The organism is Amycolatopsis methanolica 239 (assembly GCF_000739085.1).
Taxonomy (GTDB): domain Bacteria; phylum Actinomycetota; class Actinomycetes; order Mycobacteriales; family Pseudonocardiaceae; genus Amycolatopsis_E; species Amycolatopsis_E methanolica.
This window is the reverse complement of record NZ_CP009110.1, coordinates 4,308,868-4,334,203: the sequence shown is the minus strand read 5'-3', so window position 1 is coordinate 4,334,203 and position 25,336 is coordinate 4,308,868. Positions and strand designations below refer to the sequence as shown.

Sequence of the window (25,336 nt, the reverse complement as noted above, 5' to 3'; positions counted from 1 at the left end):
TGGCCTTCACGCTCCCTGACCGGGGTGACTATCATCGAGACCCGAGAAGATCACCCCGAGAGGCACCGCGCATGGCGTCGGACAGACCGGCATCCCCCTCGGTCGACCGCGCGCTGACCGTGCTGGAGACCCTCGTCGAGGCCGGTGAGGGCCTCACCCTCACCGCGCTCGCGCGGGCGACGGCCATCCCGCTCGCCACGTGCGCCTCGATCGTCTACACCCTGGAAAGCCGCGGGTACGCCCGCCGCCGGATCGTCGGCCGCAGCCACTTCTGGCGCGCCACCCCCCGCCTCTACGAGGTCGCCGCCCCGCTGGCGGCCGAGGCGACGGCGGCGCGGTCCCGATGATCGTCGCCGTCGAGCTGGCCGTGCTGGTGGCCGTCGTCCTCGTCGTCACCGGCATCGCGCAGCGCCTCAACTGGTCGCCGCCGCTGTGCCTGGTGCTGATCGGCGTCGCGGCGTCGTTCTTCCCCGGCGTGCCGGACTACCACCTCGACCCCGAGGTCGTCCTGATCGGCCTGCTGCCGCCGCTGCTGTACGCCACCGCGATCCGCACACCGCTGTTCGACTTCCGAGCCAACCGCGTGCCGATCGCGGCCCTGTCCGTCGGCCTGGTCGTGTTCACCACGCTCGTCGTCGGCCTGGTCGTGTGGCTCATCGTGCCCGGCATTCCGCTGGCGGCCGGGTTCGCGCTCGGCGCGGTCGTCGCGCCGCCGGACGCGGTCGCCGCCACCGCGGTCGCCCGCCGGGTCGGCATGCCGCGTCGCATCGTGCGGATCCTGGAGGGCGAAAGCCTGCTCAACGACGCGGCCGCACTCGTGTCGCTGCGCACGGCCATCGCCGCGATCGCCGGGGCGGTCAGCATCTGGGAGGTCGGCGGCGACTTCCTGCTCGCCGCGGGCGGGGGCGTCGCGGTCGGCGCGCTGATCGGGTGGGCGGCGAGCCTGCTGCGCCGCCGCCTGACCGACCCGGTGATGGACACCGCGTGGTCGCTCGTCATCCCGTTCCTGGCCTACCTGCCCGCCGAGGCCATCCACGGCTCCGGGGTGGTGGCGGTCGTGGTAGCCGGGCTGATCATGGGGCACCAGACGCCGAAGCTGCTGTCCGGGCCGTCCCGGCTGGCCAGCAGACTGAACTGGCACACCGTCCAGTTCCTGCTGGAGAACGTCGTCTTCCTGCTCATCGGGCTGCAGGTGCGGCGCATCGTCGAGGAGGTCGGCGACTCCCGGCTCGCGTGGTGGGAGCTGACGCTGATCTGCGCCGGGGTGCTGGCCGCGACCATCCTCGCCCGGATCGTGTGGGTGTTCGGGTACGGGTTCGTGGCACGGATGGGGCCGGGCGAACGCACCCCGTGGTCGTACTTCGCGGTGATCTCGTGGGCCGGGATGCGCGGCGTGGTCACGCTCGCCGCCGCGTTCGTGCTCCCGGACGACACCCCGCAGCGTGCGGTCCTGGTGCTGGCGGCGTTCGTCGTCGTGGCCGGAACGCTGCTGCTGCACGGGATGACCCTGCCCGGCCTGGTGCGCCGCCTGCGCCTGCCGCCGCCCAACCCGGCGGAGGACGCGCTGCAGGAGGCCGCGCTGCTGCACGACATGACGTCCGCGGGCCTGGCCCGGCTGGAGGAGATCCGCCGCCCGGCCGACCCGCCCGAGGTCATCGACCGGTTGCGGGACAAGCAGTCCTACCGGTCGGACTCGGCGTGGGAGAACCTCGGCAGGCTCAGCTCGCTGGAGGAGACCCCCAGCGACGCGTACCGTCGGCTGCGTGCCGAGATGCTCGCGGCCGAGCGGGACGTCCTGCTCACCGCGCGGGACCGGGGCACCGCCGACGACGAGGTGCTCCGGCGGGTGATGGACGGACTGGACATCGAGGAGTCGCTGCTGGAGCGCCCCGAGGAGGAGCCGGGCATGGAACGTGAGCTGGAGACCCCCGAGGCCACGGCGGGCACCTGCGAGCACCTGGAGAAGGCACGCGTGCCGGAGACCGACGCCGAGGGCTGCGTCGACTGCCTCCGCGAGGGCTCGTCGTGGGTGCACCTGCGGCTGTGCCTGGAGTGCGGGCACGTCGGCTGCTGCGACTCGTCGCCGCGCAAGCACGCCACACAGCACTTCCACGACACGCGTCACCCGGTGATCCGCAGCTACGAGCCCGGCGAGAACTGGCGCTGGTGCTTCGTGGACGGGATCGTCGGATGAGCGGGGGCGCCGCCGGCGCCCCCGCCGCGCGTCAGAACGGGTAGCCGGCGACGTCGCCGCGCATCGTGATCCAGCGGGTCTCGGTGAACGCCTCGATGTTCGCCGCCGGTCCGCCGAAGCGGGAGCCGGTGCCGGAGTCGAACACGCCGCCGAACGGGGCCAGGGCCTCGTCGTTGACCGTCTGGTCGTTGATGTGCGCGATGCCGGTCGGGATCCGGTCGGCCAGCGCCAGTCCCTTCGCCACGTCCGCGGTGATGATGCCCAGCGACAGCCCGTACTCGCTCTCCGACGCGAGCTTCGCGGCCTCGTCCAGGCTGGTGAACTTCGCGACCGGGGCGACCGGGCCGAACACCTCCTGGTCGTAGGCGGGCACCGAGGGGCCGGCGCCGGCGAGCACGGTGGCGCGGTAGAAGAGGTCTTCGTAGGTGCCGCCCGCGGCGACCTTCGCCCCGGCGTCCACACTGGACGTCACCAGGCCGTGGATCTTGTCGCGCTGCTTGGCGTCGATGATCGGGCCGAGCGCGACCTGGTCGGTGAACGGGTTGCCCACCGGCAGGTGCTCGGCCTTCTCCGCGAGGCGGTCCACGTACTCGTCGTAGAGCGAGGCGTGCACCAGGTGCCGCCCGGTGGTCATGCAGATCTGGCCCTGGTGGAAGAACGAGCCCCACGCCGCGGCGCTCATCGCCTGCTCCAGGTCGGCGTCGTCGAGCACGATCAGCGCCGAGTTGCCGCCCAGCTCCAGGTGGGCGCGCTTGAGATGGCGGCCCGCGGACTCGCCGACCGCGCGGCCCGCGGCGGTCGAACCGGTGAACGAGATGACGCGGACGTGCTTGTCCTCGACCAGCGCGGCGCCGACGTCCGGGCCGCCCGGCAGGACGTGCAGCACCCCGGCGGGCAGCCCGGCCTCCTCGAAGACCCGGGCCAGCGCCACGCCACCGCAGACCGCGGTGCGGGGGTCCGGCTTGAGCACGACGCTGTTGCCCAGCGCCAGCGCCGGCGCGACCGAGCGGATCGACAGGATCAGCGGCGCGTTGAACGGCGCGATCACGCCCACCACACCGGCAGGCATGCGGCGGGCCATGCTCAGCCGCGGCGCCTCGCTCGGCAGGACCTCGCCCGTCGGGTGGGAGGGCAGCGCGGCGGCCTCGTAGCACTCCTGCGCGGCGACGTGCAGTTCGAAGTCGGCCTTGCCGGGAATGCTGCCGGACTCGCGGATCAGCCAGTCCTTCAGCTCGGCGGCGTGCTGCTGCCAGAGGTCGCCGGCGCGGCGCAGGACCGCGGCGCGTTCCTGGAAGGAGGTCGCCGCCCAGGCGCGCTGCGCCTCGGTCGCCTTGGCCGCGGAGGCCGCCAGGTCCTGGGGCGAGGCGATGCCGACGCGCCCCAGTTCGTCGCCGGTCGCGGGCTCGATGACGGCCGCGTCGCCGCCCGTCGCGCGCTCCCAACTGCCGGTGAAGACGCGTCCGGTCCACTTCTCGTCGTCGAGAAAGCTCACTGTCACTCCTGATGCGCGAGGTTTTCCGCCATCCTCCTGGGCTGTTCCGGGCACGCCAGTGGGTCTTTCACTGAGTGGAAGCCCGGAAAACTGTCGGTGGTGGCTGCGATGATCGCGCCCGTGGACGACTCGAAGATCCGGCGGACGCTCGCCTCGCACGGTCCGGTGCGGCGGCGGCCACGGGCGGTGCTCGAACGGATGCTGGTGCGGGCGGGGGAGGACCTTTCGCCCGCGGAGCCGGTGGCGGCCTTGGAGGCGCGGATCGCGTCGCTGCTGGGCAAGCCGGCGGCGTTGTTCTTCCCGAGCGGGACGATGGCGCAGCAGGCGGCGCTGCGGGTGCACGCGGACCGGTCCGGGCGGCGGACGTTCGCCGCGCACCCGTACACGCACCTGGACAACTGGGAGGACAGGGGTTACGCGGCGGTGCACGGGCTGCGGTTCCGGCCGGTGGGGGACCGCAACGAGCTGATGACGCTCGCGGACCTGGAGGCGGTGGGGGAGCCGCTCGCGGCCGTGGTGTGGGAGCTGCCGCAGCGGGACCTCGGCGGGTTGCTGCCGTTGTGGGACGAGCTGGTCGCGCAGGTGGGTCTCGCGCGCTCACGCGACGCGGCGGCGCACCTGGACGGCGCGCGGCTGTGGGAGTCGCAACCGTTCTACGGCAAGGAGTTCGCCGAGATCGCCGGGCTGTTCGACAGCGTGTACGTGTCGCTCTACAAAGGACTGCAAGGCGTGCGGGGAGCGGTGCTCGCCGGGGACGAGGCGCTGGTGTCGGAGGTGGCGGTCTGGCGCCGCCGACTTGGCGGCGCGATCCCCGACGCGTGGCCGCTGGCGCTCGCGGCGCTGGACGGGCTGGACTCGGTGCTGCCGCGGATGCCGGAGTTCCACGCCCACGCCCGGTCCCTGGCGGCGGCGATCAACCAGGACGGCGTGGCGTATGCGCACCCGGATCCGCCGCAGGCCGGGATGTTCCACGTCCACCTCCCGGCGCCGAAGGCCGCGGTGGAGCGCGCGGCGGACGAGCTGATCGGCGAGAAGGGCGTGCAGTTGTTCCTGCGGGTGCGCTCGGCCCCCGACCCCCGGCGATGCTCCTTCGAGGTCAGCGTCGGGGAGACCACAATGGACTTCACACCGCCGGAGGTGGTCGCCCTGCTGCACGAGCTGCTCGACCGCGCGCGCTGAGCCGCGCCGCCGGCGGTTGTCAGGTGCTGGGGCGCGGGTAGCGGAACCGCTCGGCCACGCCCCGGTCGCCGGTCAGTGTGGCATCGTTCAGGCGGGCGCCGAGGAATACCAGCGACCGCAACTTGCTCGCGTCGGTCTTCAGCGGCTCCTCGACCGCGCGCCGAGCGGCGCCGGTGACCGTCCCGCGCCCGGGCGCGGGAAGCAGCCGAGGAACCGCTCGGCCGCCACCCGGTCGCCGCGGCGTCGTTCAGGTGCCGCGGAGGAACACCAGCGCCCCCAACGTCTCCAGCGTCGCATCGCCCCGCGTTCTGGGCCGCGCCGCGGCAATCGTCAGGTGCTCGGGCGTGGGAAGCAGCCGAGGAACCGCTCGGCCACCGCCCGGTCGCCGGTCACCGCGGCGTCGTCGAGGCGGGCGCCGAGGAACACCAGCGATCGCAACGTGCTCGCGTCCGTCTCCAGTGTCGCGTCGGCCTCGCTGGAGCCTCGCCCGATCGAGAACTCGCCGGAATCGACCCTGGCCAGGAACGCGTCGTCGCCCAGTCGCAGCGCCACCCGGGCCGACAGGGCGCCTGCCCGCTCCGCCGAGAAGGTCGTCCGCAGCGCCAGGACCAGCGCGTCCACGCTCAGCTCCCCGGCCGGCGGCACCGGGCGGCGGCTGCCCCACCGTGCCAGCGCCAGCACGACCGCCTCCAGTTCGGCGCCGTGCTCGGTGAGCTCGTACACGCTGGCGCTGGCGGGCGGCCCGAGCCGTCGCCGCCGCACCACACCGGCCGCCTCCAGCTCCCGCAGCCGCTGCGACAGCACGTTCTGGCTCATCCCCGGCAACGACCGGCTCAGGTCGCGGAACCGCTTCGGCCCCAGCAGCAGCTCGCGCACCACGAGTAGCGCCCACCGCTCGCCCACGGCGTCCAGTGCCCTGGCCACTCCGCAAGGGTCGTCGTAACTCCGCACGATAAAAAGAGTAGCTGCCACTTGTGAAGTGATACCAGTCACTCCTAAATTAGGAGCATGACGACGACCCTCCCGCAGGGAGACCTCAGGCTCCTCGACACCGGCCTCGCCCAGCGGATGCTCGCCTCGATCGAGCTCGCCCGCCTCGCCTACGTCGCGCCGGACGGCACGCCCCGCGTGCTGCCGATGCTGTTCCACTGGACCGGCGACGAGCTGGTGATGGCGACGTTCGCCGGCACCGCCAAGCTCGCCGCGCTGCGGGCGAACCCCGCGGTCGCGATCACGATCGACCGGGCAGGCCCGCCGCCGGAGGTGTTGCTCGTGCGCGGCAACGCCGTGGTCACCGAAGTCGACGGCGTGCTCCCGGAATACGCCGCCGCCCAACGCCGCTACTACGGTCCCGAGCACGGCGCCGCTGCCGTCGCTGAGGTGGACCGGCCCGGCCTGCGGATGGCGCGCATCGCGGTCCGGCCGTCGTGGGCGGGCACCTTCGACTTCCAGGAACGGTTCCCCGGCGGCCGGACCGCCGAGGACTTCGCGCGGCGGGGGCGGTGACATGGCGACCTTCGTGCTCGTCCCCGGCGCGGGTGGTGAGGCGTGGTACTGGCACCGGCTCGTGCCGGAGCTGACCCGGCGTGGCCACGAGGCGATCGCCGTCGACCTCCCGGCCGAGGACGACTCCGCCGGACTGGCCGAGTACACCGACGTGGTCGTCCGGGTGATCGGCGATCGCGAGGGCGTCGTGCTGGTCGCCCAGTCGATGGGCGGCTTCACCGGCCCGCTCGTCTGCGCGCGCGTGCCGGTGTCGCTCCTGGTGCTGGTCAACGCGATGGTCCCGGCGCCGGGCGAGACCGGTGGCGAGTGGTGGGCCAACACTGGCTACCACGAGGCCCACCCGGAGGGGATGGACACCGAGCGGGACTTCCTGCACGACCTCCCGCCCGACGTGAAGGCTGAAGCCCTCCAGCGCCGCGAGCCGCGGCAGTCGGCCACGCCGTTCACCACGCCGTGGCCGATGGAGAAGTGGCCGGACGTGCCGACCCGGTTCGTCCAGGGGTGCGACGACCGGTTCTTCCCGCTGGAGTTCCAGCGCCGCGTGGTACGCGCGCGGCTGGGCCTGGAACTGGACGAGGTCCCCGGCGGGCACCTGAACGCGCTGAGCCGCCCGCGTGAGCTGGCCGACCTCCTGACCTCGTGGTGTTGACAGCGCTTCGAACGCGTGTTCGACTGACTGGGTGAGGTGGGAGAACCAACGCGCCGGGCGTGACCCGCAGCCGGCTCTGCTCGGCCTGGACGGCCTGGTTCGGACGGTCGCGCCGCCCGAGTTCCAGGGCGTCACGTTCCACGAGGTCCGCGCCCGCTCGGTGCTCAACAAGGTGCCGGGCGAGTCCATGGTCCCGTTCGGCTGGACCGTCAACCCCTACCGCGGCTGCAGCCACGCCTGCACCTACTGCCTCGCCGGGGACACCCCGATCCGGATGGCCGACGGGAGCGCGAAGCCGATGGCCGATCTCCGCGTCGGCGACCGGATCCTGGGCACGGCGCTCCGCGGCACGGCCCGGCGCCTCGTGCCCACCACGGTGCTCGCGCACTGGACCACCGTGAAGCCGGCCCACCGGCTGACGCTGCGGAACGGGACGACCCTCGTCGCCAGCGGCGACCACCGCTTCCTTGCCGAGAAGGGCTGGCAGCACGTCACCGGCGACGACCGGCCGCACCTCTCGCCCGGGGACACCCTGCTGGGCCCCGCGGGCGACCGCGTCGAACCGGACGCGGCGCTGGACGTCGTCGCCATCGAACCGCTCGGCCGCGACGAGACCCTGTTCGACATCACCACCGGCACCGGCGACTTCATCGCGGCCGGGGTCGTCAGCCACAACTGCTTCGCCCGCAACACGCACACCTACCTCGACTTCGACGCAGGCCGCGACTTCGACACCCAGGTCGTGGTGAAGGTGAACGCCCCCGAGGTCCTCGCCGCCCAGCTGCGCCGCCCGAGCTGGAAGCGCGAGCACGTCGCCATGGGCACCAACACCGACCCCTACCAGCGGGCCGAAGGCCGCTACCGGCTGATGCCCGGCATCATCCGCGCGCTCACCGGGTCCGGCACACCGTTCTCGATCCTCACCAAGGGCACCGTCCTCACCCGGGACCTGCCCCTGCTCACCGCCGCGTCGCGCGAGGTGGACGTGGGCATGGCGGTGTCGATCGCACTGCTCGACCGCGACCTGCAACGCAGCCTCGAACCCGGCACCCCCAGCCCGCGCGCCCGGCTGGACCTGGTCCGCCGCATCACCGACGCCGGCCTGCCCTGCCAGGTGCTGGTCGCCCCGGTGCTGCCCGGCCTCACCGACAGCGCGGAGGCGCTGGACCCGCTGTTCGCCGAGATCGCCGCGGCCGGCGCCACCCGCGCCACCGTCCTCGCGCTGCACCTGCGGCCCGGCGCGCGGGAGTGGTTCGCCCGCTGGCTCGGCGCCCACCGGCCGGACCTGGTCGAGCGCTACCGCGAGATCTACGGCCGCGGCAGTTACGCGATGCCCGCGTACCGCCGGGCGCTGTCCGCGCGGGTCGCGCCGTTGCTGCGGAGGCACGGCCTGAACCGCCGCGACGAGTCGTACCGCCTGCCCGCGCAGCGCGAGCCGGAGCGCCCGGAGCGGGGCGAACAGCTGAGCCTGCTGTAAGGAAAGCCTGGTGGACTCCTCCGCCGGGGCGTTCGTTAGCCTCATACGGGCAGCAAAACCCCTGCTGACGCACGAGCCGAACGCCTCGCAAGGAGAACAACCGCAGTGCTTCGCACCCACGACGCCGGCACCCTGCGTGCCGAGCACGCCGGCCAGATCGTCACGCTCACCGGGTGGGTCGCCCGGCGGCGCGATCACGGCGGGGTGATCTTCATCGATCTGCGGGACGCGAGCGGGGTCGCCCAGGTGGTGTTCCGCGAGGGCGAGATGGCCGAGCGCGCCCACCAGCTGCGCTCCGAGTTCTGCGTCCAGGTCACCGGCGAGGTCTCGCAGCGTCCGGCGGGCAACGAGAACGCGGAGATCCCGACCGGCGCCATCGAGGTGCTGGCCACGGAGCTGGAGGTGCTGTCCGAGGCCGCCGTGCTGCCGTTCCCGATCGACGACCGGGTCGACGTCGGCGAGGAGGTGCGGCTCAAGTACCGCTACCTCGACCTGCGCCGCAACGGCCCGGCCCGCGCCATCCGCCTGCGCAGCGAGGTCAGCCGCGCCGCGCGCGAGGTGCTGCACAACCAGGGCTTCGTCGAGGTCGAGACCCCGACGATGACCCGCTCCACCCCGGAGGGCGCCCGCGACTTCCTGGTGCCCGCCCGCCTGCGCCCCGGGTCCTGGTACGCGCTGCCGCAGTCGCCGCAGCTGTTCAAGCAGCTGCTCATGGTCGGCGGCCTGGAGCGGTACTACCAGATCGCCCGCTGCTACCGGGACGAAGACTTCCGCGCCGACCGGCAGCCGGAGTTCACCCAGCTCGACATCGAGATGAGCTTCGTCGACCAGGACGACGTGATCGCCGTCGGCGAGGCCGTCGTGTCGGCGCTGTGGAAGCTGATCGGCCACGAGATCCCGCGCCCGATCGCCCGGATGACCTACGCCGACGCCATGGCGAAGTACGGCACCGACAAGCCGGACCTGCGCTTCGGGCTCGAGCTGACCGACCTGACCGAGTACTTCGCCGACACCCCGTTCCGCGTCTTCCAGGCGCCCTACGTCGGCGCGGTCGTGATGCCCGGCGGCGGCGACCAGCCGCGCCGCCAGCTCGACGCGTGGCAGGAGTGGGCCAAGCAGCGCGGTGCGAAGGGCCTGGCCTACGTGCTCATCGGCGAGGACGGCACGCTGTCCGGCCCGGTCGCCAAGAACATCTCCGAAAAGGAGCGCGAGGGTCTGGCGGAAGCCGTCGGCGCCAAGCCCGGCGACTGCGTCTTCTTCGCCGCGAACAAGCCCCGCGAGGCCCGCGCCCTGCTCGGCGCGGCCCGCGTGGAGATCGGGCACCGCCTCGGCTTGATCGACGAAGACGAGTGGTCCTTCGTGTGGGTGGTCGACGCCCCGCTGTTCGAGGCGGCCGACGAGACCGACGACGTCGCCGTGGGCTCGGGCAAGTGGACGGCGGTGCACCACGCCTTCACCTCGCCGACCCCGGAGTGGATCGACAAGTTCGAGTCCGACCCGGGCAACGCCCTGGCCTACGCCTACGACCTGGTCTGCAACGGCAACGAGATCGGCGGCGGCTCGATCCGTATCCACCGCGCCGACGTGCAGAAGCGCGTCTTCGAGGTGATGGGCCTGTCCGAGGCCGAGGCGCAGGAGAAGTTCGGCTTCCTGCTCGACGCGTTCGCCTTCGGCGCCCCGCCGCACGGCGGCATCGCGTTCGGCTGGGACCGCATCGTGATGCTGCTGGCCAAGGCCGAGTCGCTGCGGGACGTCATCGCGTTCCCGAAGACCGGCGGCGGCTACGATCCGCTGACCGGCGCGCCGGCCCCGATCACCGCCCAGCAGCGCCGAGAGGCGGGCGTGGACGCGAAGCCCCCGGCGCCCAAGGGCTGACCGCGGTGCTGCACCTGCGGGTCGTCAGCCCGCCGGAGGACACCGAACGCGCGCTGGCGGTGCTGCGGGGCCAGCCGGGCACGGCGCACCTGATCGTGCACGCGGGTGCCGCCGTGTCCCCGGCCGGGGACCTCATCGAGGCCGACGTGGCCCGCGAGGCCGCCGACGAGGTGCTCGAAGCGCTGTGCGAGCTGGGGCTGGACCACAGCGGCGCGATCACGCTGGAATCCCTCGACACCGCGCTGTCCGATTCGGCCGACCGCGCCGAGGAAAGCGCGCCGGGCGAAGGCGCGGACGCGGTCGTCTGGCAGGAGCTGCTGAACCGCACCGGCGAGGAGTCGCGGCTCAACGTCACGTTCCTGACGTTCCTGACGATCGCGTGCCTGCTGGCGTCGGTCGGCATCGTGACCGATTCCCCGGTGACCATCGTCGGCGCGATGGTGGTGGGCCCGGAGTTCGGTCCGCTCGCCGCGATCGCGGTCGGGCTCGTGCTGCGGCGCTGGGACCTGGTCCGCCGCGCGGCGGTGGCGCTGGCGCTCGGGTTCCCGGTCGCGATGCTGGTGACCGCCGGGGTCACGGTGCTGACCTGGTTCGTGGGGCTGCTCGACGTCAGCGCGTTCCGCGAGTCCCACGACGTGGACTTCGTGTACGAGGTCGGCTGGTACTCGCTGATCGTCGCGCTGCTCGCCGGCGCGGCCGGGATGCTGTCGATGACGTCGGCGAAATCGGCCGCGCTGGTCGGGGTGTTCATCTCGGTCACGACCGTTCCCGCCGCCGGATACGCGGTGGTCGCGGCGGTCGTGGGGGAGTGGTCGAAGGCGGCACAGTCGTTCGGGCAGCTGGCCGTGAACCTCGTCGGGATCGTGGTGGCGGCGGCCGTCGTTCTGTTGCTGCGGCGGCGCCGGGGCGCTTCCGTCACCGTGCGGCCGTTGCCGGAAGTGGAAAAATCGTTGTGGTGAGCGACGTTCGCCCGCTAGTAGGGTCGAAGGCGATGACGGTGGACACTTCCCCAGGCACGGAGGACGACCAGGACCCGGCAGTCGCGGCCGTTCCGGTGAGCGGAACCCAAGTCGTGGACGCCGCCGTCCAGGCAGCCGAAACCGTGCTGACGCGGCGCTTCGGCAGCGCCATCGGGCTCGTGGAGCCGGAAGCCCTGCCCGGCAGCGGACCGGCGACGGTCGTCCGCGCCCGCATCGCCGCGTCCCCGTTCGGGCTGCCCCGCACGCTCGTGATCAAGCACTACCCGGACGCGCCGCCGCGCGGCGTCGCCGACCCGTTCGCGCAGGAAGCGGTCAGCTACCAGCTGTTCACCGCGTTGCCCGCGGAGGACCGCATGTGCCCGGAGCTGCTCGCCCACGACGGCCCGCTGCGCGTGATCGTCGTCGACGACCTCGGACGCGCGCCCACCCTGTGGGACAAGCTGCGCGGACAGGACGCGCGGCTGGCCGAGCGGGCGCTGCTGTCCTGGGCGCGCTCGCTGGGCCGCCTGCACGCGACCACGGCCGGGCGGGAAGCCGACTTCGAGGCGTTGCTGCGCCGGCTGGGCGGGTTCGTGCCGGACGAGGACACCACCCCCGCGGTGGCGTGCGCGCGCCTGCCGACGCTGCTGGCGGAAGCGGTCGGCGTCACGACACCGGACAACGTGCGGACCTACGCCGAGAACGTGTGCGAGGCTTCGGCGTCGTCGCCGTACCGCGCGTTCAGCCCGGTGGACCTGAGCCCGGACAACAACCTGGTGACCAGCGGCGGCGTGCACTTCCTGGACTTCGAGCGCGGCGTGGTCCGCAACGCGCTGGTGGACGCCGCGCACCTTCGCGTCCCGTTCGCCACGTGTGAGGACGCGCGGGCCCTGCCGAGCGGCATGAGCGAGGCGATGATCGCCGCGTGGAAGGCCGAGGTGTCGGGCGTGTGGCCGGCCCTCGACGACAACGAGGTGCTCTCCGCGCACCTGCTGGACCACCAGATGCTGCTGGTGTGGGTCACCACGTGGGCCGACCTGGGCGGCGCGGCCGCCGAAGTGCGCCCCAACCGCGTCGCGGCGCTGGTGAGCTGGTGGAAGGACCTGGGAACCTACGCCGAGCGCGGGGGCAGGCAGGAGGTCGCCGCGCACGCGCGCGAGGTCGCGAAAGCGCTCGATGCGCGGTTCGGGCCCGGGCTGGAACTGCCGCTGTACCCGGCTTTCCGCTGAGTTTCCGGGGTTCCGGGCGGCCGCGGCCGCTGGGCGGTCAGGGTCCCGCGTGGATGCTGGGCGGCGGAGCGGCTTTGGCTCGCCGCTGTGTGCCTGGCGCGCGAGTGGTTGCTCCCGTCGTGCGGTCGCGGCTGGCCCTCTCGTGCGGTCGCGGCTGGCGTTGTCGTGTGGCCGCAGCTGGTCCTTTCGTGTGGCCGCAGCTGGTCTTGTCGTGCGGCCATGACTGGGGCTTTCGTGCGGTCGCGGCTGGCCCTCTCGTGCGGTCGCGGCTGGCGTTGTCGTGTGGCCGCAGCTGGTCTTGTCGTGCGCCGCGACTGGCGCCTCCGTGCGGCGTGACCGGTGGTGTGGTGCGGCCAGCTCCCTCCTGCGCCGCGACTTGTCCTCTCGTGCCGCCGCGACTGGCGCTCGCGCCACCACGACTGGCCGTGTCGTGTCGGCGCGACTGGCCCACTCGTGCGGGCGCGGGTGGCCCACTCGCGCCCGCCGCGACCGGCCCTGTCGTGCCAGCACACCAGCCCCGCAGCGCGTGAGCGACCGGCCCACCCGCGCCCGCACGAACGCACGAACCCACCCCAGCCCGCCCGCTCGCCCACCCCCACCCCGGAAACCCAGACGTTCGCTGAGCCGTCCGGACCGTGTTACCCGGCGCTCACGTGGTGGGCGGGTCCGTGCCTGATGGTCTTCAGACGTGACTGCGGTGCGTGAAGAATTCACCCAGACCCCCGATCCGCTTCCCCGCCGTGCCGCCCGCCTGGCCGTGCTCGGTGACTCGACCGCCGTCGGGCTCGGCGACCCCGTTCCCGGCGGCTCCTGGCGCGGTGTCGGCCCGTTCGTCGCCGAGGCGCTGGGCATCCCGCCGGCCGGGTACCTGAACACCGCGTTCACCGGAGCCCGGATGCGCTGCGTGCGCACCGACCAGCTGCCGGCGGCGCTGCGTCACCGGCCGGACGTCGCGGTCGTGATCGTCGGCATGAACGACACCCTCCGCTCGGACTTCGACTCCCTCGGCATGGCCCGCGACCTCGAACACGTCGTCACCGCCCTCCAGGCCGTCGGCGCCACGGTCGTCACCATGCGCTTCCACGACCACAGCCGCGTTTTCCGGCTCCCCGGCCCGCTGCGCCGCGCCCTCACCGCACGCATCGCCGAGCTCAACGACGTCATCGAAACGATCGCGCGGCGGCACGGGGTCGCCTGCCTCGACCTCGGCTCGCTGCCCGGCGCCTACGACCTGGCCGCCTGGAGCGTGGACCGCCTGCACCCCTCCGAGCTGGGGCACCGCCTGCTCGCCCGCGGGGTGACCGAACTGGTCGCCGATGCCGGGATCGCCGTCCCCTCACCGGTGAGCCTCGTCTGCTCCGGCGGCGTCACACCACGCACCGTCGATCATGTCGGCTGGCTCGTCGTGAAGGGCATCCCGTGGCTGTGGCGCCGCGGCCGGGACCTGCTGCCCTACGCGGCCGCCATCGTCGCCCGGTCGGCGCTCGAATCGTGGCGCGCCCGCCGCGCCGAGCCGCTGGAGCCGGAGCTGGCGCCGCGGCCCGTGGAGCGCTGACGGTTCTGTCGGAGCCCCGCATTACGGTGGAGGCGTGCAGGACGAACTCTTCACGGTGAACCCGGACCTGGAGCCGCCGCCGGAGCGCGTGACGCAGCCCCAGACGGCCCCGGTCCCGCCGGGTTCGCCCCTCGCGGTCCGGATGCGGCCGCGCTCGCTCGACGAGGTGGTCGGCCAGCAGCACCTGCTCGGCGAGGGCGCCCCGCTGCGCCGCCTCGTCGAGGGCGCCGCCCCGGCCTCGGTGCTCCTCTACGGCCCGCCGGGCACCGGCAAGACCACGCTCGCCAACCTCGTCTCAACCGCCACCGGCCGCCGCTTCGTGGCCCTGTCCGCGCTCTCCGCCGGCGTCAAGGAAGTCCGCGGCGTCATCGACGAAGCCCGTCGCCGCCGCCAGTACAACGCGGAGAACACGGTCCTGTTCATCGACGAGGTCCACCGCTTCTCCAAGACCCAGCAGGACGCGCTGCTCGGCGCGGTCGAGGACCGCACCGTCCTCCTCGTCGCCGCCACCACCGAGAACCCGTCCTTCTCCGTCGTCTCCCCGCTGCTGTCCCGCTCGCTCGTGCTGCAGCTCAAACCCCTCACCGACGACGACGTGCGGCTGCTCATCCGCCGCGCGATGGCCGACGAGCGCGGCCTGGACGGCGAACTGGAGCTCACGCCCGAAGCCGAGGACCACCTGGTCCGCCTGGCCTCCGGCGACGCCCGCCGCGCGCTCACCGCGCTCGAAGCCGCCGCGGACGCCGCGTCGGCCACCGAGCACAAGACCATCGACCTGCCGATCGTCGAGTCCACCGTGGACAAGGCGGCGGTGCGCTACGACCGCGACGGCGACCAGCACTACGACGTCATCAGCGCGTTCATCAAGTCCATCCGCGGCTCCGACGTGGACGCCGCGCTGCACTACCTGGCCCGCATGATCGAGGCGGGGGAGGACCCGCGGTTCCTCGCCCGCCGTCTGGTCGTGCACGCCAGCGAGGACATCGGCATGGCCGACCCGACGGCGTTGCAAACCGCCGTCGCCGCGGCGCACGCCGTCCAGTTCATCGGCATGCCCGAGGGCAGGCTCGCCCTGGCCCAGGCCACCATCCACCTCGCCACCGCGCCCAAGTCCAACGCGGTCGTCACGGGCATCGACGCGGCGCTGGCCGACGTGCGTGCCGGCCGCCTCGGCACCGTGCCGCCGCACCTGCGCGACGGCCACTACGCCGGCGCGGCCAAGCTGGGCAACGCCCAGGGTTACCGCTACCCGCACGACGTGCCCGAAGGCGTGGTAGCGCAGCAGTACCCGCCGGACGAGGTCGTGGGCGTGGACTACTACCACCCGACCCAGCGCGGCGCCGAGCGCACGCTGTCCGAGCGCGTCCCCCGGCTGCGGCGGTCGGTGCGCGGCGGCTGACCGCCCGCGGTGACATGATCGGTGCCATGCCCGAAACGACTGTCGCCGTGCTCGGCACCGGGATCATGGGCCTGCCGATGGCCGCCAACCTCGCCGCCGCGGGCTTCGACGTCCGCGCCTGGAACCGCACCCGCGCCAAGGCCGCGCCGCTGGCCGGCCGCGGCTGCACCGTCACGGACACGCCCCAGGAGGCGGTCGACGGCGCGGACTTCGTCGTCACCATGCTCAGCGACGGCGCCACCGTGCACCAGGTCGTCGAGGCCACCGACCCGGGCGGCGCGGTGTGGTTGCAGATGAGCACCGTCGGCCTCGACTGGACCAAGCGGCTCGCCGCGCTCGCGCACGACAAGGACGTCGCGTTCGTCGACGCGCCCGTGCTCGGCACCCGCAAACCCGCCGAGGACGGCAAGCTCGTGGTGCTCGCCTCCGGCCCCGGCGAACTCCGCGACCGGTGCGCGCCGGTGTTCGACGCCGTCGGCGGCCGCACCCTGTGGGTCGGCGAGACCGGCGCGGGCAGCAGGCTCAAGCTCGCCGCGAACGCGTGGGTGCTGGCGCTGACCAACGGCACCGCCGAGAGCATCCGGCTCGCCCAGGCCCTCGGGGTCGACCCGCGGCTGTTCCTGGAGGCCATCACCGGCGGCGCGCTGGACGTCCCCTACGCCCACCTCAAGGGCGGCGCGATGATCGACGGCGAGTACCCGCTGGCGTTCGCCGCCCGGCACGCAGCCAAGGACGCGCGCCTGGTCCTGGAGGCCGCGGGCGGCGAAGTCGATCTCGCCGGAACCCGCGCCGCGCTGGCGCATCTGGACGCCGCGATCGCCGCCGGGCACGGCGACGAGGACATGGCGACGCTGTACTTCGGCCTGGCGAGGAGCCCGGAGGGGCCGTCCGGCCACTGACGGCGACGCACGGTAACCTGACCGGCAATTCACGCCGCTAGAACCCGAGGAGGGCCCGTGTCGGCAGGGCAGATCGCCGCGTTGATCGCCGCAGGAGCGTTCGTCCTGCTGGTGCTGCTGCTGGCGATCCCGTTGATCAAGCTCGGTCGCACGCTCGACGAGGCGACGATCGCCATCCGCAAGGCGCACGAGAACTCGGACCCGATCCTGCTCGGCGCCAACGAGACGATCACGCACGTCAACACCCAGCTCGAGCGCGTCGACGGGATCACCGCGAACGCCCAGGCCGTGAGCGGCAACGTGTCCGCGCTGTCGTCGGTGTTCACCGCGACCCTCGGCGGCCCGCTGGTGAAGACCGCCGCGCTGTCCTACGGCCTGAGCAAGGCGATCCGGTCCCGGCGCAAGGGCAAGGAGCTCGCCGAGGGCAGGCACAGCCGGAAGCGGGGCCGCAAGTGAAGCGCCTGTTCTGGCTCGGCGTCGGTGTGGTGACCGGCGTCGCACTGACCCGCAAGGCAGGTCAAACGGCTCGTCAAGCGTCGCCGGCGGGGTTAGCCTCGAACCTGGGTGACGCCGTGTCCGAGCTGGCCGGCGCCATCGGATCGTTCGGCGCGGACGTGCGCGCCGGGATGAGCGAGCGGGAACAGGAGCTGCGTCACATGGTGGAGGACCGGTCCGGGGTGAGCACCCCGCGCGCCTCCGAAGGACGGCACGCGGCCCGGCGCCCGGCGCGAGCTCGCCGGGCGGAGAGCTGACGCAGCCCTGCCGCGCGCCCTCCGCCGACGCCGCAGCCCCCGACACCCGCGGCGCCCGCCGCATTCCCACGAGGACTGACCAGTGGAAACACACGAGATCAACAAGCGGTTCCTTGCGCACTTCCAGGCTAAGGACCACACCCCGGTGCCGAGCGCGTCGCTGATCCTGGACGACCCGACGCTGCTGTTCGTCAACGCGGGCATGGTCCAGTTCAAGCCGTACTTCCTGGGCGAGGTGCCGCCGCCGTACCCGCGCGCGACGAGCATCCAGAAGTGCGTGCGCACCGGCGACATCGACGAGGTCGGCAAGACCACCCGGCACAACACGTTCTTCCAGATGGCCGGGAACTTCTCCTTCGGCGACTACTTCAAGGAAGGCGCCATCGCCAACGCCTGGGAGCTGATCACCAAGTCCCAGGACGACGGCGGCTTCGGCTTCGACCCGGACCGCATCTGGGTCACCGTCTACGAGAACGACTCGGAGGCGGCCGGCCTGTGGCAGAAGGTCGCCGGCATCCCGTCGGACCGCATCCAGGCGCGCGACGGCCGCGACAACTACTGGGACATGGGCGTGCCCGGCCCCGGTGGCCCGTGCTCGGAGATCTACTACGACCGCGGCCCGGGGTTCGGCCGCGAGGGCGGCCCCGTCGTCGACGAGGACCGGTACCTGGAGATCTGGAACCTCGTGTTCATGCAGGACATCCGGGGTGAGCAGAGCCCGAAGTACGGCCACCCGCCGATCGGCGAGCTGCCGAAGAAGAACATCGACACCGGCATGGGCGTCGAGCGCGTCGCCTACCTGCTGCAGGGCGTGGAGAACGTCTACGAGACCGACCTGGTGCGCCCGGTGATCGCGCGCGCCGAGGAGTTCTCCGGCCGCCGCTACGGCGCCGACCACGCCGACGACGTCCGCTTCCGCGTCATCGCCGACCACGCCCGCTCCGGCGTGATGCTGATCGGCGACGGCGTGACCCCGGGCAACGAGGCGCGCGGCTACGTGCTGCGCCGCCTGCTGCGCCGCATCGTGCGCTCGGTGCGCCTGCTCGGCGTGCACGAGCCGGTGCTGCCCGAGTTCGCCGCGGTGGTGCGCGACGCGATGGCGCCGTCCTACCCGGAGATCGCGCGCGACTTCGACCGGATCAGCGAGGTCATGCGGGTCGAGGAGGAGGCCTTCCTGCAGACCCTGACCAGCGGGTCGCGGATCTTCGACCTCGCCGCGGAGGAGACGAAGAAGGCTGGCGGCAACGTGCTGGCCGGCGACCGCGCCTTCCAGCTGCACGACACCTACGGCTTCCCGATCGACCTCACCCTCGAAATGGCCTCCGAGCAGGGGCTGTCGGTGGACGAGGACGGCTTCCGGACGCTGATGGAGGAGCAGCGTCAGCGCGCGAAGGCCGACGCGGCGGCCCGCAAGAAGGGCCACGGCGACCTGTCGGTCTACCGCGAGCTGCTGGAGCGGCACGGCGAGACCGACTTCCTCGGCTACACCGACCTGCAGGCCACGGCCAAGGTCATCGGCCTGCTCAAGGACGGCCAGGGCGTGCCGGTCGTGCGCGAGGGCGACAAGGCCGAGCTGATCCTCGACCGCACCCCGTTCTACGCCGAAAGCGGTGGTCAGGTCGCCGACACCGGCGTCCTGCTGGGCTCCGGCGGCGAGGCCAAGGTCGTCGACGTGCAGAAGATCGTGCCCGGGCTGTGGGTGCACCGCGTCGAGGTGATCGCGGGCGAGATCGGCCTGGACACCGAGGTGACCGGTTCGGTCGACCAGACGCGCCGCGGCTCGATCGCGCGCTCGCACTCGGCCACCCACCTGGTGCACGCGGCGGTCCGCGGCGCCTACGGCCGCCGCGCCGCGCAGGCCGGTTCGCTGAACTCGCCCGGCCGCATGCGCTTCGACTTCACCACCCCCGGCCCGGTCTCCACCGACGTGCTGACCGAGGTCGAGGAGGAGGTCAACGACTACCTCCAGAACGACGTCGAGGTGCAGGCCTACACCACGACCAAGGACAAGGCGCTGGAGCTGGGCGCGGTCGCGTTGTTCGGCGAGAAGTACGGCGACAACGTCCGCGTCGTGGACATGGGCGAGTACTCGCGTGAGCTGTGCGGTGGCACCCACGTGGGCCGCATCGGCGAGCTCGGCCTGGTCAAGCTGGTCTCGGACTCCTCCATCGGGTCCGGCGTGCACCGCGTCGAGGCGCTGGTGGGCACCGACGCGCTCAAGCACGTGCGCAAGGAGCAGCTGCTGGTCTCGCAGCTGGCGAACACCTTCAAGGTGCCCAGCGACCAGCTGCCCTCCCGCATCGAGGACGTGCTGTCCCGCCTGCGCAACGCGGAGAAGGAGATCGCCCAGCTGCGCACCCAGCAGGTGCTCGGCTCGGCAGGCTCGCTCGCGGACAAGGCCACCGACGTCCAGGGCGTGGCCGTCGTCGCGGAGAAGGTCGACGGCGACATCGACGCGGGCGCGCTGCGCTCGCTGGCCCAGGAGGTCCGCAACCGGCTCGGCTCGCGGCCCGGCGTGGTCGCGTTGTTCGCGCCGCAGGGCGAGAAGCTCAGCTTCGTGGTCGCGACCACGGCCGCGGCCCGCGACAAGGGCTTCGCGGCGGGCAAGCTGGTGCCCTCGTTCGCCGAGGCCGTCGGCGGCCGCGGTGGCGGCAAGCCGGACCTCGCGCAGGGCGGCGGCAGCAACCCGGCGGGCATCGAGCAGGCCATCACGGCGCTGCGTGGCGCGGTCGCGGCAGGGTGACGGCGCGGAAACCGGACCGCCCCGGGGAGCACGATCCCGGGGCAGGCCGGCGCCTGGCGGTCGACGTCGGATCCGTCCGGGTCGGTGTGGCGCTGAGCGATCCGGCCCCCATCCTCGCCAGCCCTCTGGTTACCCTGTCGCGTGATGCGAACAGCGACAGCGATCTCGAACAGCTTGCCGCGCTGGTGGCCGAACACGAGGTGGTGGAGGTGATCGTGGGTCTGCCGCGCACGCTCGCCGACCGGCACGGACCGGCCGCGGAGATCGCCGCCGGCTACGCCGACGCCCTCGCCGGCCGGATCGCGCCGGTCCCGGTGCGGCTCGCCGACGAGCGCCTCACCACGGTCACCGCGTCCCGCATGCTGTCCCAGCGCGGCGTCAAGGGCCGCAAGCAGCGGGCGGTGGTCGACCAGGCCGCCGCTGTGGAGATCCTGCAGGCCTGGCTCGACGCCAGGGCCGCCCATCGTGCGCGGGCGGGTGAGGCATGACCAGCGAGCAGCCGCCGCGTCCCGGCCCGCCGCCCCCCGGTTCGCCGCGCCGCCGTCCGCCCGTGCCCCCGCCGCCGCAGGTCCCGCCGCGCGGCGCCGACCGGCCGATGCCGGCCCGCGGTCCCGGCGTGCCGCGTCACGCGCGCCCCGAGCCCCAGGCGCCTGCCACGCCGCCGACGCCTGCCGCGCCCCCGACGCAGCCGCCGGTGCCGCCGCGTCGTCCGCCTGCGCGCCGCCCGGCGCCGCCCGACCACGGCCTCGACCTGTTCGACGAGCGGCCCCCGCCGCCGCGTCCGCGCCGGCCGCGCCAGCCGCCGCCGGACGAGTCGCCCACCGAGATCATCCACCTCGAGGACGACTACGAGTACGACGACTACGACGACTACCCGGAGAACGCCGACGAGGAGCGCGCCGAGCCCGAGTACATCGAGCCGCCCGACGACGGCGAACCGGTCGAGACGCGGCGCAAGCGCAAACCGCTGCGCTGGCTGGTCGCGCTCGTCGTGCTCGCCCTGATCGGCGGCGGCGCCTGGTACGGCATCGACGCCGTCTTTGGCTACGACGACTTCGAGGGCAGCGGCGAGTCCGACGTCCTGATCGAGATCAGCGCGGGCGATTCGACCGGCGCCATCGGCCAGGAACTGGCCGGGGCCGGGGTGGTGGCCAGCGCGAAGGCGTTCGTGAAGGCCAGCGAGGACAACTCGAAGGTGCTGAGCCTGCAGCCGGGCTACTACGTCGTGAAGACGAAGATGTCCGGCGCCGCGGCGGTGGCGAAGCTGACCCAGGACGGGTCGCGCGTCGGCGTGCTGCAGGTGCGGGCGGGCACGCAGCTGGACGACATCACGCAGCCCGACGGCACGGTCACGCCCGGCGTGTTCACCCTGCTCTCGAAGGCATCGTGCGCCCAGCTGAACGGGCAGAGCACCTGCATCCCGGTGGAGCAGCTGCGTGACACCGCGGCCAAGGCCGACCTGGCGGCGCTCGGCGCGCCGGACTGGGCGGTGCCGGTGGTCTCCGGGTCGACCGACGCCCGCCGCATCGAGGGCCTGGTCGCGCCCGGCGTCTACGACGTCAAGCCCGGCTGGTCCGCCGAGGAGCTGCTCGGCTACGTGCTGAAGACGTCGGCCACCCGGATCCAGGCCGCCGGCCTGACCGCGTCGTCGAAGTTCCAGGGCCGCTCGCCGTACGAGACGTTGATCGTCGCCTCGCTCATCGAGCGCGAGGGTGTGAAGCAGGACTTCGAGAACATCGGGCAGGTCATCTACAACCGGCTGGCGCAGAACATGCGGCTGCAGCTGGACTCGACGGTGAACTACCTGCTGGACAAGCCGGTCGTGACCACCACCGACGACGACCGGAACCGGCCGGGTCCGTACAACACGTACAAGATCCCGGGGCTGCCGCCGACGCCGATCTCCTCGCCGAGCCCGGAGGCGATCCAGGCGGCCGAGGAGCCGACGCAGGGCACGTACGTGTACTTCGTGAAGTGCGAGAAGAACGGCCTGTCCTGCTTCGCGTCGGACCTGCCGGAGCACGAGCAGAACAAGACGCTGGCGAGGCAGCGCGGTGCGTACTGAGCGCAGGGCGGCGGTGCTGGGCAAGCCGGTGGGGCACTCGCTGTCGCCAGTGCTGCACACCGCCGCGTACACCGCGCTCGGCCTGGACGGCTGGACCTACGAGCGCGTCGAGATGGACGCCGCGGGGCTGCCCGGGTTCGTGCGCGGGCTCGGCCCGGAGTGGGCCGGTCTGTCGGTGACCATGCCGGGCAAGCGGGCCGCGCTGGACTTCGCGAGCGCGGCCACGCCGCGGGCGGTGGCGGCGGGCGCGGCCAACACGCTGGTGCCGACCGCGGACGGGTGGCTGGCCGACTGCACGGACGTCGACGGCGTCGCCGGGGCGCTGCGGTGTGCCGGCGGGTTCACCGGCGGGGAGGCCGGCCTGGTCCTCGGCGCGGGCGGCACGGCGGCCGCGACCGTCGTGGCGTTCGCGGAGCTGGGCATCCGGCGCGCGGTGCTGGTGGTCCGCGACCCGGCCAGGGCACGGGAGACGGTCGAGGCGGCCGGCCGGGCCGGTGTCGAGGCCGACGTGCGCGTGTGGGCCTCGGCGGACTTCGGCAAGCTCGCCGCCGACTGCGCGGTGCTGGTGAGCACGGTGCCGCCCGCGGCGGTCGCGGAGCACGCGGCCGAGCTGGCCGCGGCCCCGTGCGTGCTGGACGTGATCTACCACCCGTGGCCGACGCCGCTGGCCGAGGCGGCCGCCGGACGGGTCGCCACCGGACTCGACATGCTGCTGCACCAGGCGTTCGGCCAGGTCGAGCACTTCACCGGCAGGCCGGCGCCGCGCGAGGCGATGCGCGACGCCCTGCGGGAGGCGACGGGCGGCATCCTGCCGCTGCCCCTGGACTAGCGTGAACACCATGAAGATCGTGGTGCTGGACGACTATCAGGACGTCGCGCGGAGCCTCGCGGACTGGGATTCGCTGGGAGCCGAGGTCGAGGTGATCACCTCGTACGTGGGCGATCACGACGAGCTGGTCCGGCGGCTGGCCGGCGCGGAGGTTGTCGTCGCGATGCGGGAGCGCACCCGGTTCACCGCCGAGGTGCTCGAGCGGCTGCCCGACCTGAAGCTCCTCGTGAGCACTGGGCGCCGGAACGCGGCCATCGACCTCAAGGCCACCGAGCGGCTGGGCATCACGGTCTGCGGCACCGGCTACCTGCCCCACCCGACGGCCGAGCACACCTGGGCGCTCATCCTCGCCGCGCAGCGGCACCTGGAGACCGAGCTGGCCGCCATGCGGGACGGCGCGTGGCAGTCCACCGTCGGCATCGGGCTGCACGATAAGACGCTCGGCCTGCTCGGGCTGGGCAATCTCGGCCAGCAGGTGGCGCGCATCGGTCAGGCGTTCGGCATGGAAACCATTGCCTGGAGCCAGAACCTGACCGCCGAGCGGGCCGCCGAGCATGGCGTCACCGCGGTGTCCAAAGAGGACCTGTTCGCCCGCGCGGACGTCCTGTCGGTGCACCTGGTGCTGTCCAAGCGAACCCGCGGGCTGGTCGGCGCGGCCGAGCTGGCCGCGATGAAGCCGGGCGCGCTGCTGGTGAACACCTCGCGCGGCCCGATCATCGACGAGCAGGCGCTGCTCGACGCGCTGCGGGAGCGCCGCATCCGCGCCGCGCTGGACGTCTACGACATCGAGCCGCTGCCTGCCGACCACCCGCTGCGCGCGATGCGCAACGCCACGCTGACCCCGCACCTCGGCTACGTCACGCGCGAGGTGTACGAGATCTTCTACCGCGACGCGGTCGAGGACATCGCCGCGTGGCGGGACGGGAACCCGGTCCGGGTCATGACGCTGTGAGGGGGCGCCTCCCCGGGGCGGGAGGCGCCCCCTCTGGCTCAGCGGACGATCGTGCCGCTGGAGCTGATCCGGTTGCTGATGTTGGCGGAGAAGGACTGCACCTCGGCGTATACGCCAGGGTAGTCCGGCCGAGCGCAGCCTTCGCCCCAGCTCACGATCCCGACCTCGACCCACTCGCCTGCGGCGTTCTGCTTGACCATCGGGCCGCCCGAGTCGCCCTGGCAGGTGTCGGTGCCGCCCTCCGGGTAGCCGGCGCACAGTTCGTAGGCGGGCTGCAGTTCGCTGCGGTAGGACCGCTGGCAGGTGGAGTCGCTGACGTAGGGCACGGTCGCGTACTTGAGGTAGCGCGACTGGCCGCCGCCCTCGACGGTGGCGCCCCAGCCCATGATGGTGAAGGTGCCGCTGTTGAGCGAGGTGTCGCCCGGCGCGGCGAACTTCAGCGTCGGCGCCGCGGCCGCGGACGCCAGTTCGATCAGCGCCCAGTCCTGCGCGCCGGTGCTGGCGTACTGCGGGCTGCGGTAGACGTAGGTCGACTTGATCGACTGGCCCCCGCTCGCCTGCAGGTCCACTCTGCCGAGGGTGGCGGTGATGCTGGAGTTGGTGCCGGTCCGGCTGACGCAGTGCGCCGCGGTCAGGACGACGCGCGGTGCGATGAGCGCGCCGCCGCAGCCCATGGACAGCCGCACCATCCACGGGAACTGGCCCTGGGTGGCGTTGCTGCCGCCGACGACGAACGGGGTGACGGTGTCACCGGACGGTTGCGCGGCCTGCGCCGGGGTCAGCGCGGCGGTGAGCGCGGTGGCGAACGCGGCCGTCGCGAGAATGGCGCGCCGGAGCGTTTTCCCGATTGATTTCCGCAATTTCAGACCCCCGTCATCTGACTGATCCAGGACCGGTTCGCGGCGACGCTGCCGTAGATCTGCGAAGAACTGCCGTCCGCCATGGAAGCGACGCCCACCTGGACGCCGTTGGCCATTTGGGGGCCGCCGGAATCGCCCTTCCAGGCCACGCCGCTCACGCCGGTGGAGCAGATCGCGCGGCCGCCGTAGGCGTCGGTGCAGCCGCCGCCGATGCGGGTGTTCCGGACGGTCGCGGTCTTCAGCTGCTCGGCCGCCGAGCCGTTGTAGCTGGTGCGGCCCCAGCCGTAGATGGAGTTGGTGCTGCTGACCGCGGGGTCCGCGCTGGCCAGCCTGGCGTAGGTGGTGCTGACCGAGGTGCCGAGCTGGAGCAGGGCGAAGTCGGTGCTGGGGTTGGCGACCTGCCTGGTGACGGTCGCGGTGACGCCGCCGGAGGAGCGGTACACGCTGCCCACGCGCACGGTCATGCTCGAGCCGAGGCAGTGCTTCGCGGTGAGCACCCACCGCGACGCGATGATGGTGCCGGAGCAGTTGAACTGCCCGTTCACGAACACGGCCGCCGCCCACGGCGCGCTCGAGACGGTGCTGCCGCCGATGATGAACGGTTCGACGGCCGGTCCCGCGGCGACCGCGGGAGCGGCGCCGCCCACGGCTATCCCGGCCGCGGCGGTTATTGCGGATATCCACCGGAAAATGCGCATGACGAATAAACCTCCGCAGGGGTG

23 protein-coding genes are annotated in these 25,336 nt (G+C 72.9%); 19 read left to right on the top strand and 4 right to left on the bottom strand.

What is annotated here, in order from left to right:
- The first annotated feature begins 71 nt into the window (after positions 1-71).
- Both AMETH_RS21000 and AMETH_RS20995 read left to right on the top strand, forming a co-directional pair.
- The gene (locus AMETH_RS21000; protein WP_017983124.1) at positions 72-347 is read left to right on the top strand and encodes a helix-turn-helix domain-containing protein; all 276 of its coding nucleotides are present in this window, start codon (positions 72-74) and stop codon (positions 345-347) included.
- Complete coding sequence (locus tag AMETH_RS20995) at positions 344-2,194, top strand: Na+/H+ antiporter (RefSeq protein WP_017983123.1); 1,851 nt, start codon at positions 344-346, stop codon at positions 2,192-2,194. The genes AMETH_RS21000 and AMETH_RS20995 overlap by 4 nt, the downstream gene beginning before the upstream one ends.
- Before the next feature lie 31 nt (positions 2,195-2,225).
- Here AMETH_RS20995 and AMETH_RS20990 read toward each other — a convergent pair whose 3' ends face one another.
- Entirely contained in the window at positions 2,226-3,686 is a 1,461-nt protein-coding gene (locus AMETH_RS20990) for a benzaldehyde dehydrogenase (RefSeq protein ID WP_017983122.1), read from the bottom strand.
- A 108-nt stretch (positions 3,687-3,794) separates the two neighbouring features.
- Here AMETH_RS20990 and AMETH_RS20985 point away from each other — a divergent pair, with 108 nt between their 5' ends.
- Positions 3,795-4,865, top strand: coding sequence for a threonine aldolase family protein (locus AMETH_RS20985; RefSeq protein WP_038532260.1), 1,071 nt, complete (start codon positions 3,795-3,797; stop codon positions 4,863-4,865).
- Positions 4,866-5,195: 330 nt separating this feature from the next.
- On the opposite strand, the gene AMETH_RS20980 is transcribed toward AMETH_RS20985, so the two are convergent.
- Positions 5,196-5,789 carry a winged helix-turn-helix transcriptional regulator gene (locus AMETH_RS20980; RefSeq protein WP_017983119.1) on the bottom strand — a complete coding sequence of 198 codons (594 nt, stop codon included), beginning with the start codon at positions 5,787-5,789 and terminating at the stop codon, positions 5,196-5,198.
- An 84-nt stretch (positions 5,790-5,873) separates the two neighbouring features.
- Between AMETH_RS20980 and AMETH_RS20975 the strand changes: the two genes are divergently transcribed.
- The 16 genes from AMETH_RS20975 to AMETH_RS20900 all read left to right on the top strand — a co-directional run bounded on the left by AMETH_RS20975 (position 5,874) and on the right by AMETH_RS20900 (position 23,754).
- Positions 5,874-6,371 (top strand): pyridoxamine 5'-phosphate oxidase family protein, encoded by a 498-nt coding sequence (locus tag AMETH_RS20975; protein ID WP_017983118.1) that lies wholly within the window; start codon positions 5,874-5,876, stop codon positions 6,369-6,371.
- Position 6,372: 1 nt separating this feature from the next.
- Positions 6,373-7,020, top strand: coding sequence for an alpha/beta fold hydrolase (locus tag AMETH_RS20970; protein WP_017983117.1), 648 nt, complete (start codon positions 6,373-6,375; stop codon positions 7,018-7,020).
- A 31-nt stretch (positions 7,021-7,051) separates the two neighbouring features.
- Positions 7,052-8,497 (top strand): Rv2578c family radical SAM protein, encoded by a 1,446-nt coding sequence (locus AMETH_RS20965; RefSeq protein ID WP_017983116.1) that lies wholly within the window; start codon positions 7,052-7,054, stop codon positions 8,495-8,497.
- 105 nt (positions 8,498-8,602) lie between these two features.
- Positions 8,603-10,372, top strand: coding sequence for an aspartate--tRNA ligase (gene aspS, locus AMETH_RS20960; RefSeq protein ID WP_017983115.1), 1,770 nt, complete (start codon positions 8,603-8,605; stop codon positions 10,370-10,372).
- Positions 10,373-10,377: 5 nt separating this feature from the next.
- Positions 10,378-11,331 carry a DUF389 domain-containing protein gene (locus tag AMETH_RS20955; protein ID WP_017983114.1) on the top strand — a complete coding sequence of 318 codons (954 nt, stop codon included), beginning with the start codon at positions 10,378-10,380 and terminating at the stop codon, positions 11,329-11,331.
- A 32-nt stretch (positions 11,332-11,363) separates the two neighbouring features.
- Entirely contained in the window at positions 11,364-12,560 is a 1,197-nt protein-coding gene (locus AMETH_RS20950) for a hypothetical protein (RefSeq protein ID WP_017983113.1), read from the top strand.
- A 697-nt stretch (positions 12,561-13,257) separates the two neighbouring features.
- Positions 13,258-14,115 (top strand): SGNH/GDSL hydrolase family protein, encoded by an 858-nt coding sequence (locus AMETH_RS20945; protein ID WP_223842890.1) that lies wholly within the window; start codon positions 13,258-13,260, stop codon positions 14,113-14,115.
- Positions 14,116-14,149: 34 nt separating this feature from the next.
- Complete coding sequence (locus AMETH_RS20940) at positions 14,150-15,514, top strand: replication-associated recombination protein A (protein ID WP_017983111.1); 1,365 nt, start codon at positions 14,150-14,152, stop codon at positions 15,512-15,514.
- A 26-nt stretch (positions 15,515-15,540) separates the two neighbouring features.
- On the top strand, positions 15,541-16,413 hold the full coding sequence (locus AMETH_RS20935; protein WP_038533282.1) for an NAD(P)-dependent oxidoreductase: 873 nt from the start codon (positions 15,541-15,543) through the stop codon (positions 16,411-16,413).
- 57 nt (positions 16,414-16,470) lie between these two features.
- On the top strand, positions 16,471-16,869 hold the full coding sequence (locus tag AMETH_RS20930; protein ID WP_017983109.1) for a DUF948 domain-containing protein: 399 nt from the start codon (positions 16,471-16,473) through the stop codon (positions 16,867-16,869).
- Entirely contained in the window at positions 16,866-17,165 is a 300-nt protein-coding gene (locus tag AMETH_RS20925; RefSeq protein WP_017983108.1) for a hypothetical protein, read from the top strand. Before AMETH_RS20930 ends, AMETH_RS20925 begins: the two co-directional genes overlap by 4 nt.
- 82 nt (positions 17,166-17,247) lie before the next feature.
- Complete coding sequence (gene alaS, locus AMETH_RS20920) at positions 17,248-19,908, top strand: alanine--tRNA ligase (protein WP_017983107.1); 2,661 nt, start codon at positions 17,248-17,250, stop codon at positions 19,906-19,908.
- Entirely contained in the window at positions 19,905-20,396 is a 492-nt protein-coding gene (ruvX, locus tag AMETH_RS20915) for a Holliday junction resolvase RuvX (protein ID WP_017983106.1), read from the top strand. Before alaS ends, ruvX begins: the two co-directional genes overlap by 4 nt.
- Positions 20,393-21,973: an endolytic transglycosylase MltG gene (gene mltG, locus AMETH_RS20910; RefSeq protein ID WP_081617566.1), complete on the top strand. Its 1,581-nt coding sequence runs from the start codon at positions 20,393-20,395 to the stop codon at positions 21,971-21,973. The genes ruvX and mltG overlap by 4 nt, the downstream gene beginning before the upstream one ends.
- 13 nt (positions 21,974-21,986) lie before the next feature.
- A complete protein-coding gene (locus AMETH_RS20905; RefSeq protein WP_017983104.1) occupies positions 21,987-22,802 on the top strand; it encodes a shikimate dehydrogenase in 816 nt (271 codons plus the stop codon).
- A 10-nt stretch (positions 22,803-22,812) separates the two neighbouring features.
- Positions 22,813-23,754, top strand: coding sequence for a D-2-hydroxyacid dehydrogenase family protein (locus AMETH_RS20900; RefSeq protein WP_026153220.1), 942 nt, complete (start codon positions 22,813-22,815; stop codon positions 23,752-23,754).
- 38 nt (positions 23,755-23,792) lie between these two features.
- Here AMETH_RS20900 and AMETH_RS20895 read toward each other — a convergent pair whose 3' ends face one another.
- Positions 23,793-24,614, bottom strand: a complete 822-nt coding sequence (locus tag AMETH_RS20895) for a S1 family peptidase (RefSeq protein ID WP_017983102.1) — start codon at positions 24,612-24,614, stop codon at positions 23,793-23,795.
- Positions 24,615-24,616: 2 nt separating this feature from the next.
- Positions 24,617-25,312 carry a S1 family peptidase gene (locus tag AMETH_RS20890; RefSeq protein WP_026153219.1) on the bottom strand — a complete coding sequence of 232 codons (696 nt, stop codon included), beginning with the start codon at positions 25,310-25,312 and terminating at the stop codon, positions 24,617-24,619.
- Positions 25,313-25,336: the final 24 nt, after the last annotated feature.

Excerpts from the sequence above, each read along its gene's own strand:
- AMETH_RS20985 (WP_038532260.1), top strand. The coding sequence starts at position 3,795 with ATGATCGCGCCCGTGGACGACTCGAAGATCCGGCGGACGCTCGCCTCG.
- AMETH_RS20900 (WP_026153220.1), top strand. The coding sequence starts at position 22,813 with ATGAAGATCGTGGTGCTGGACGACTATCAGGACGTCGCGCGGAGCCTC.
- mltG (WP_081617566.1), top strand. The coding sequence starts at position 20,393 with ATGACCAGCGAGCAGCCGCCGCGTCCCGGCCCGCCGCCCCCCGGTTCG.
- AMETH_RS20970 (WP_017983117.1), top strand. The coding sequence starts at position 6,373 with ATGGCGACCTTCGTGCTCGTCCCCGGCGCGGGTGGTGAGGCGTGGTAC.
- AMETH_RS20950 (WP_017983113.1), top strand. The coding sequence starts at position 11,364 with ATGACGGTGGACACTTCCCCAGGCACGGAGGACGACCAGGACCCGGCA.
- AMETH_RS21000 (WP_017983124.1), top strand. The coding sequence starts at position 72 with ATGGCGTCGGACAGACCGGCATCCCCCTCGGTCGACCGCGCGCTGACC.
- AMETH_RS20995 (WP_017983123.1), top strand. The coding sequence starts at position 344 with ATGATCGTCGCCGTCGAGCTGGCCGTGCTGGTGGCCGTCGTCCTCGTC.
- AMETH_RS20975 (WP_017983118.1), top strand. The coding sequence starts at position 5,874 with ATGACGACGACCCTCCCGCAGGGAGACCTCAGGCTCCTCGACACCGGC.
- AMETH_RS20890 (WP_026153219.1), bottom strand. The coding sequence starts at position 25,312 with ATGCGCATTTTCCGGTGGATATCCGCAATAACCGCCGCGGCCGGGATA.
- AMETH_RS20935 (WP_038533282.1), top strand. The coding sequence starts at position 15,541 with ATGCCCGAAACGACTGTCGCCGTGCTCGGCACCGGGATCATGGGCCTG.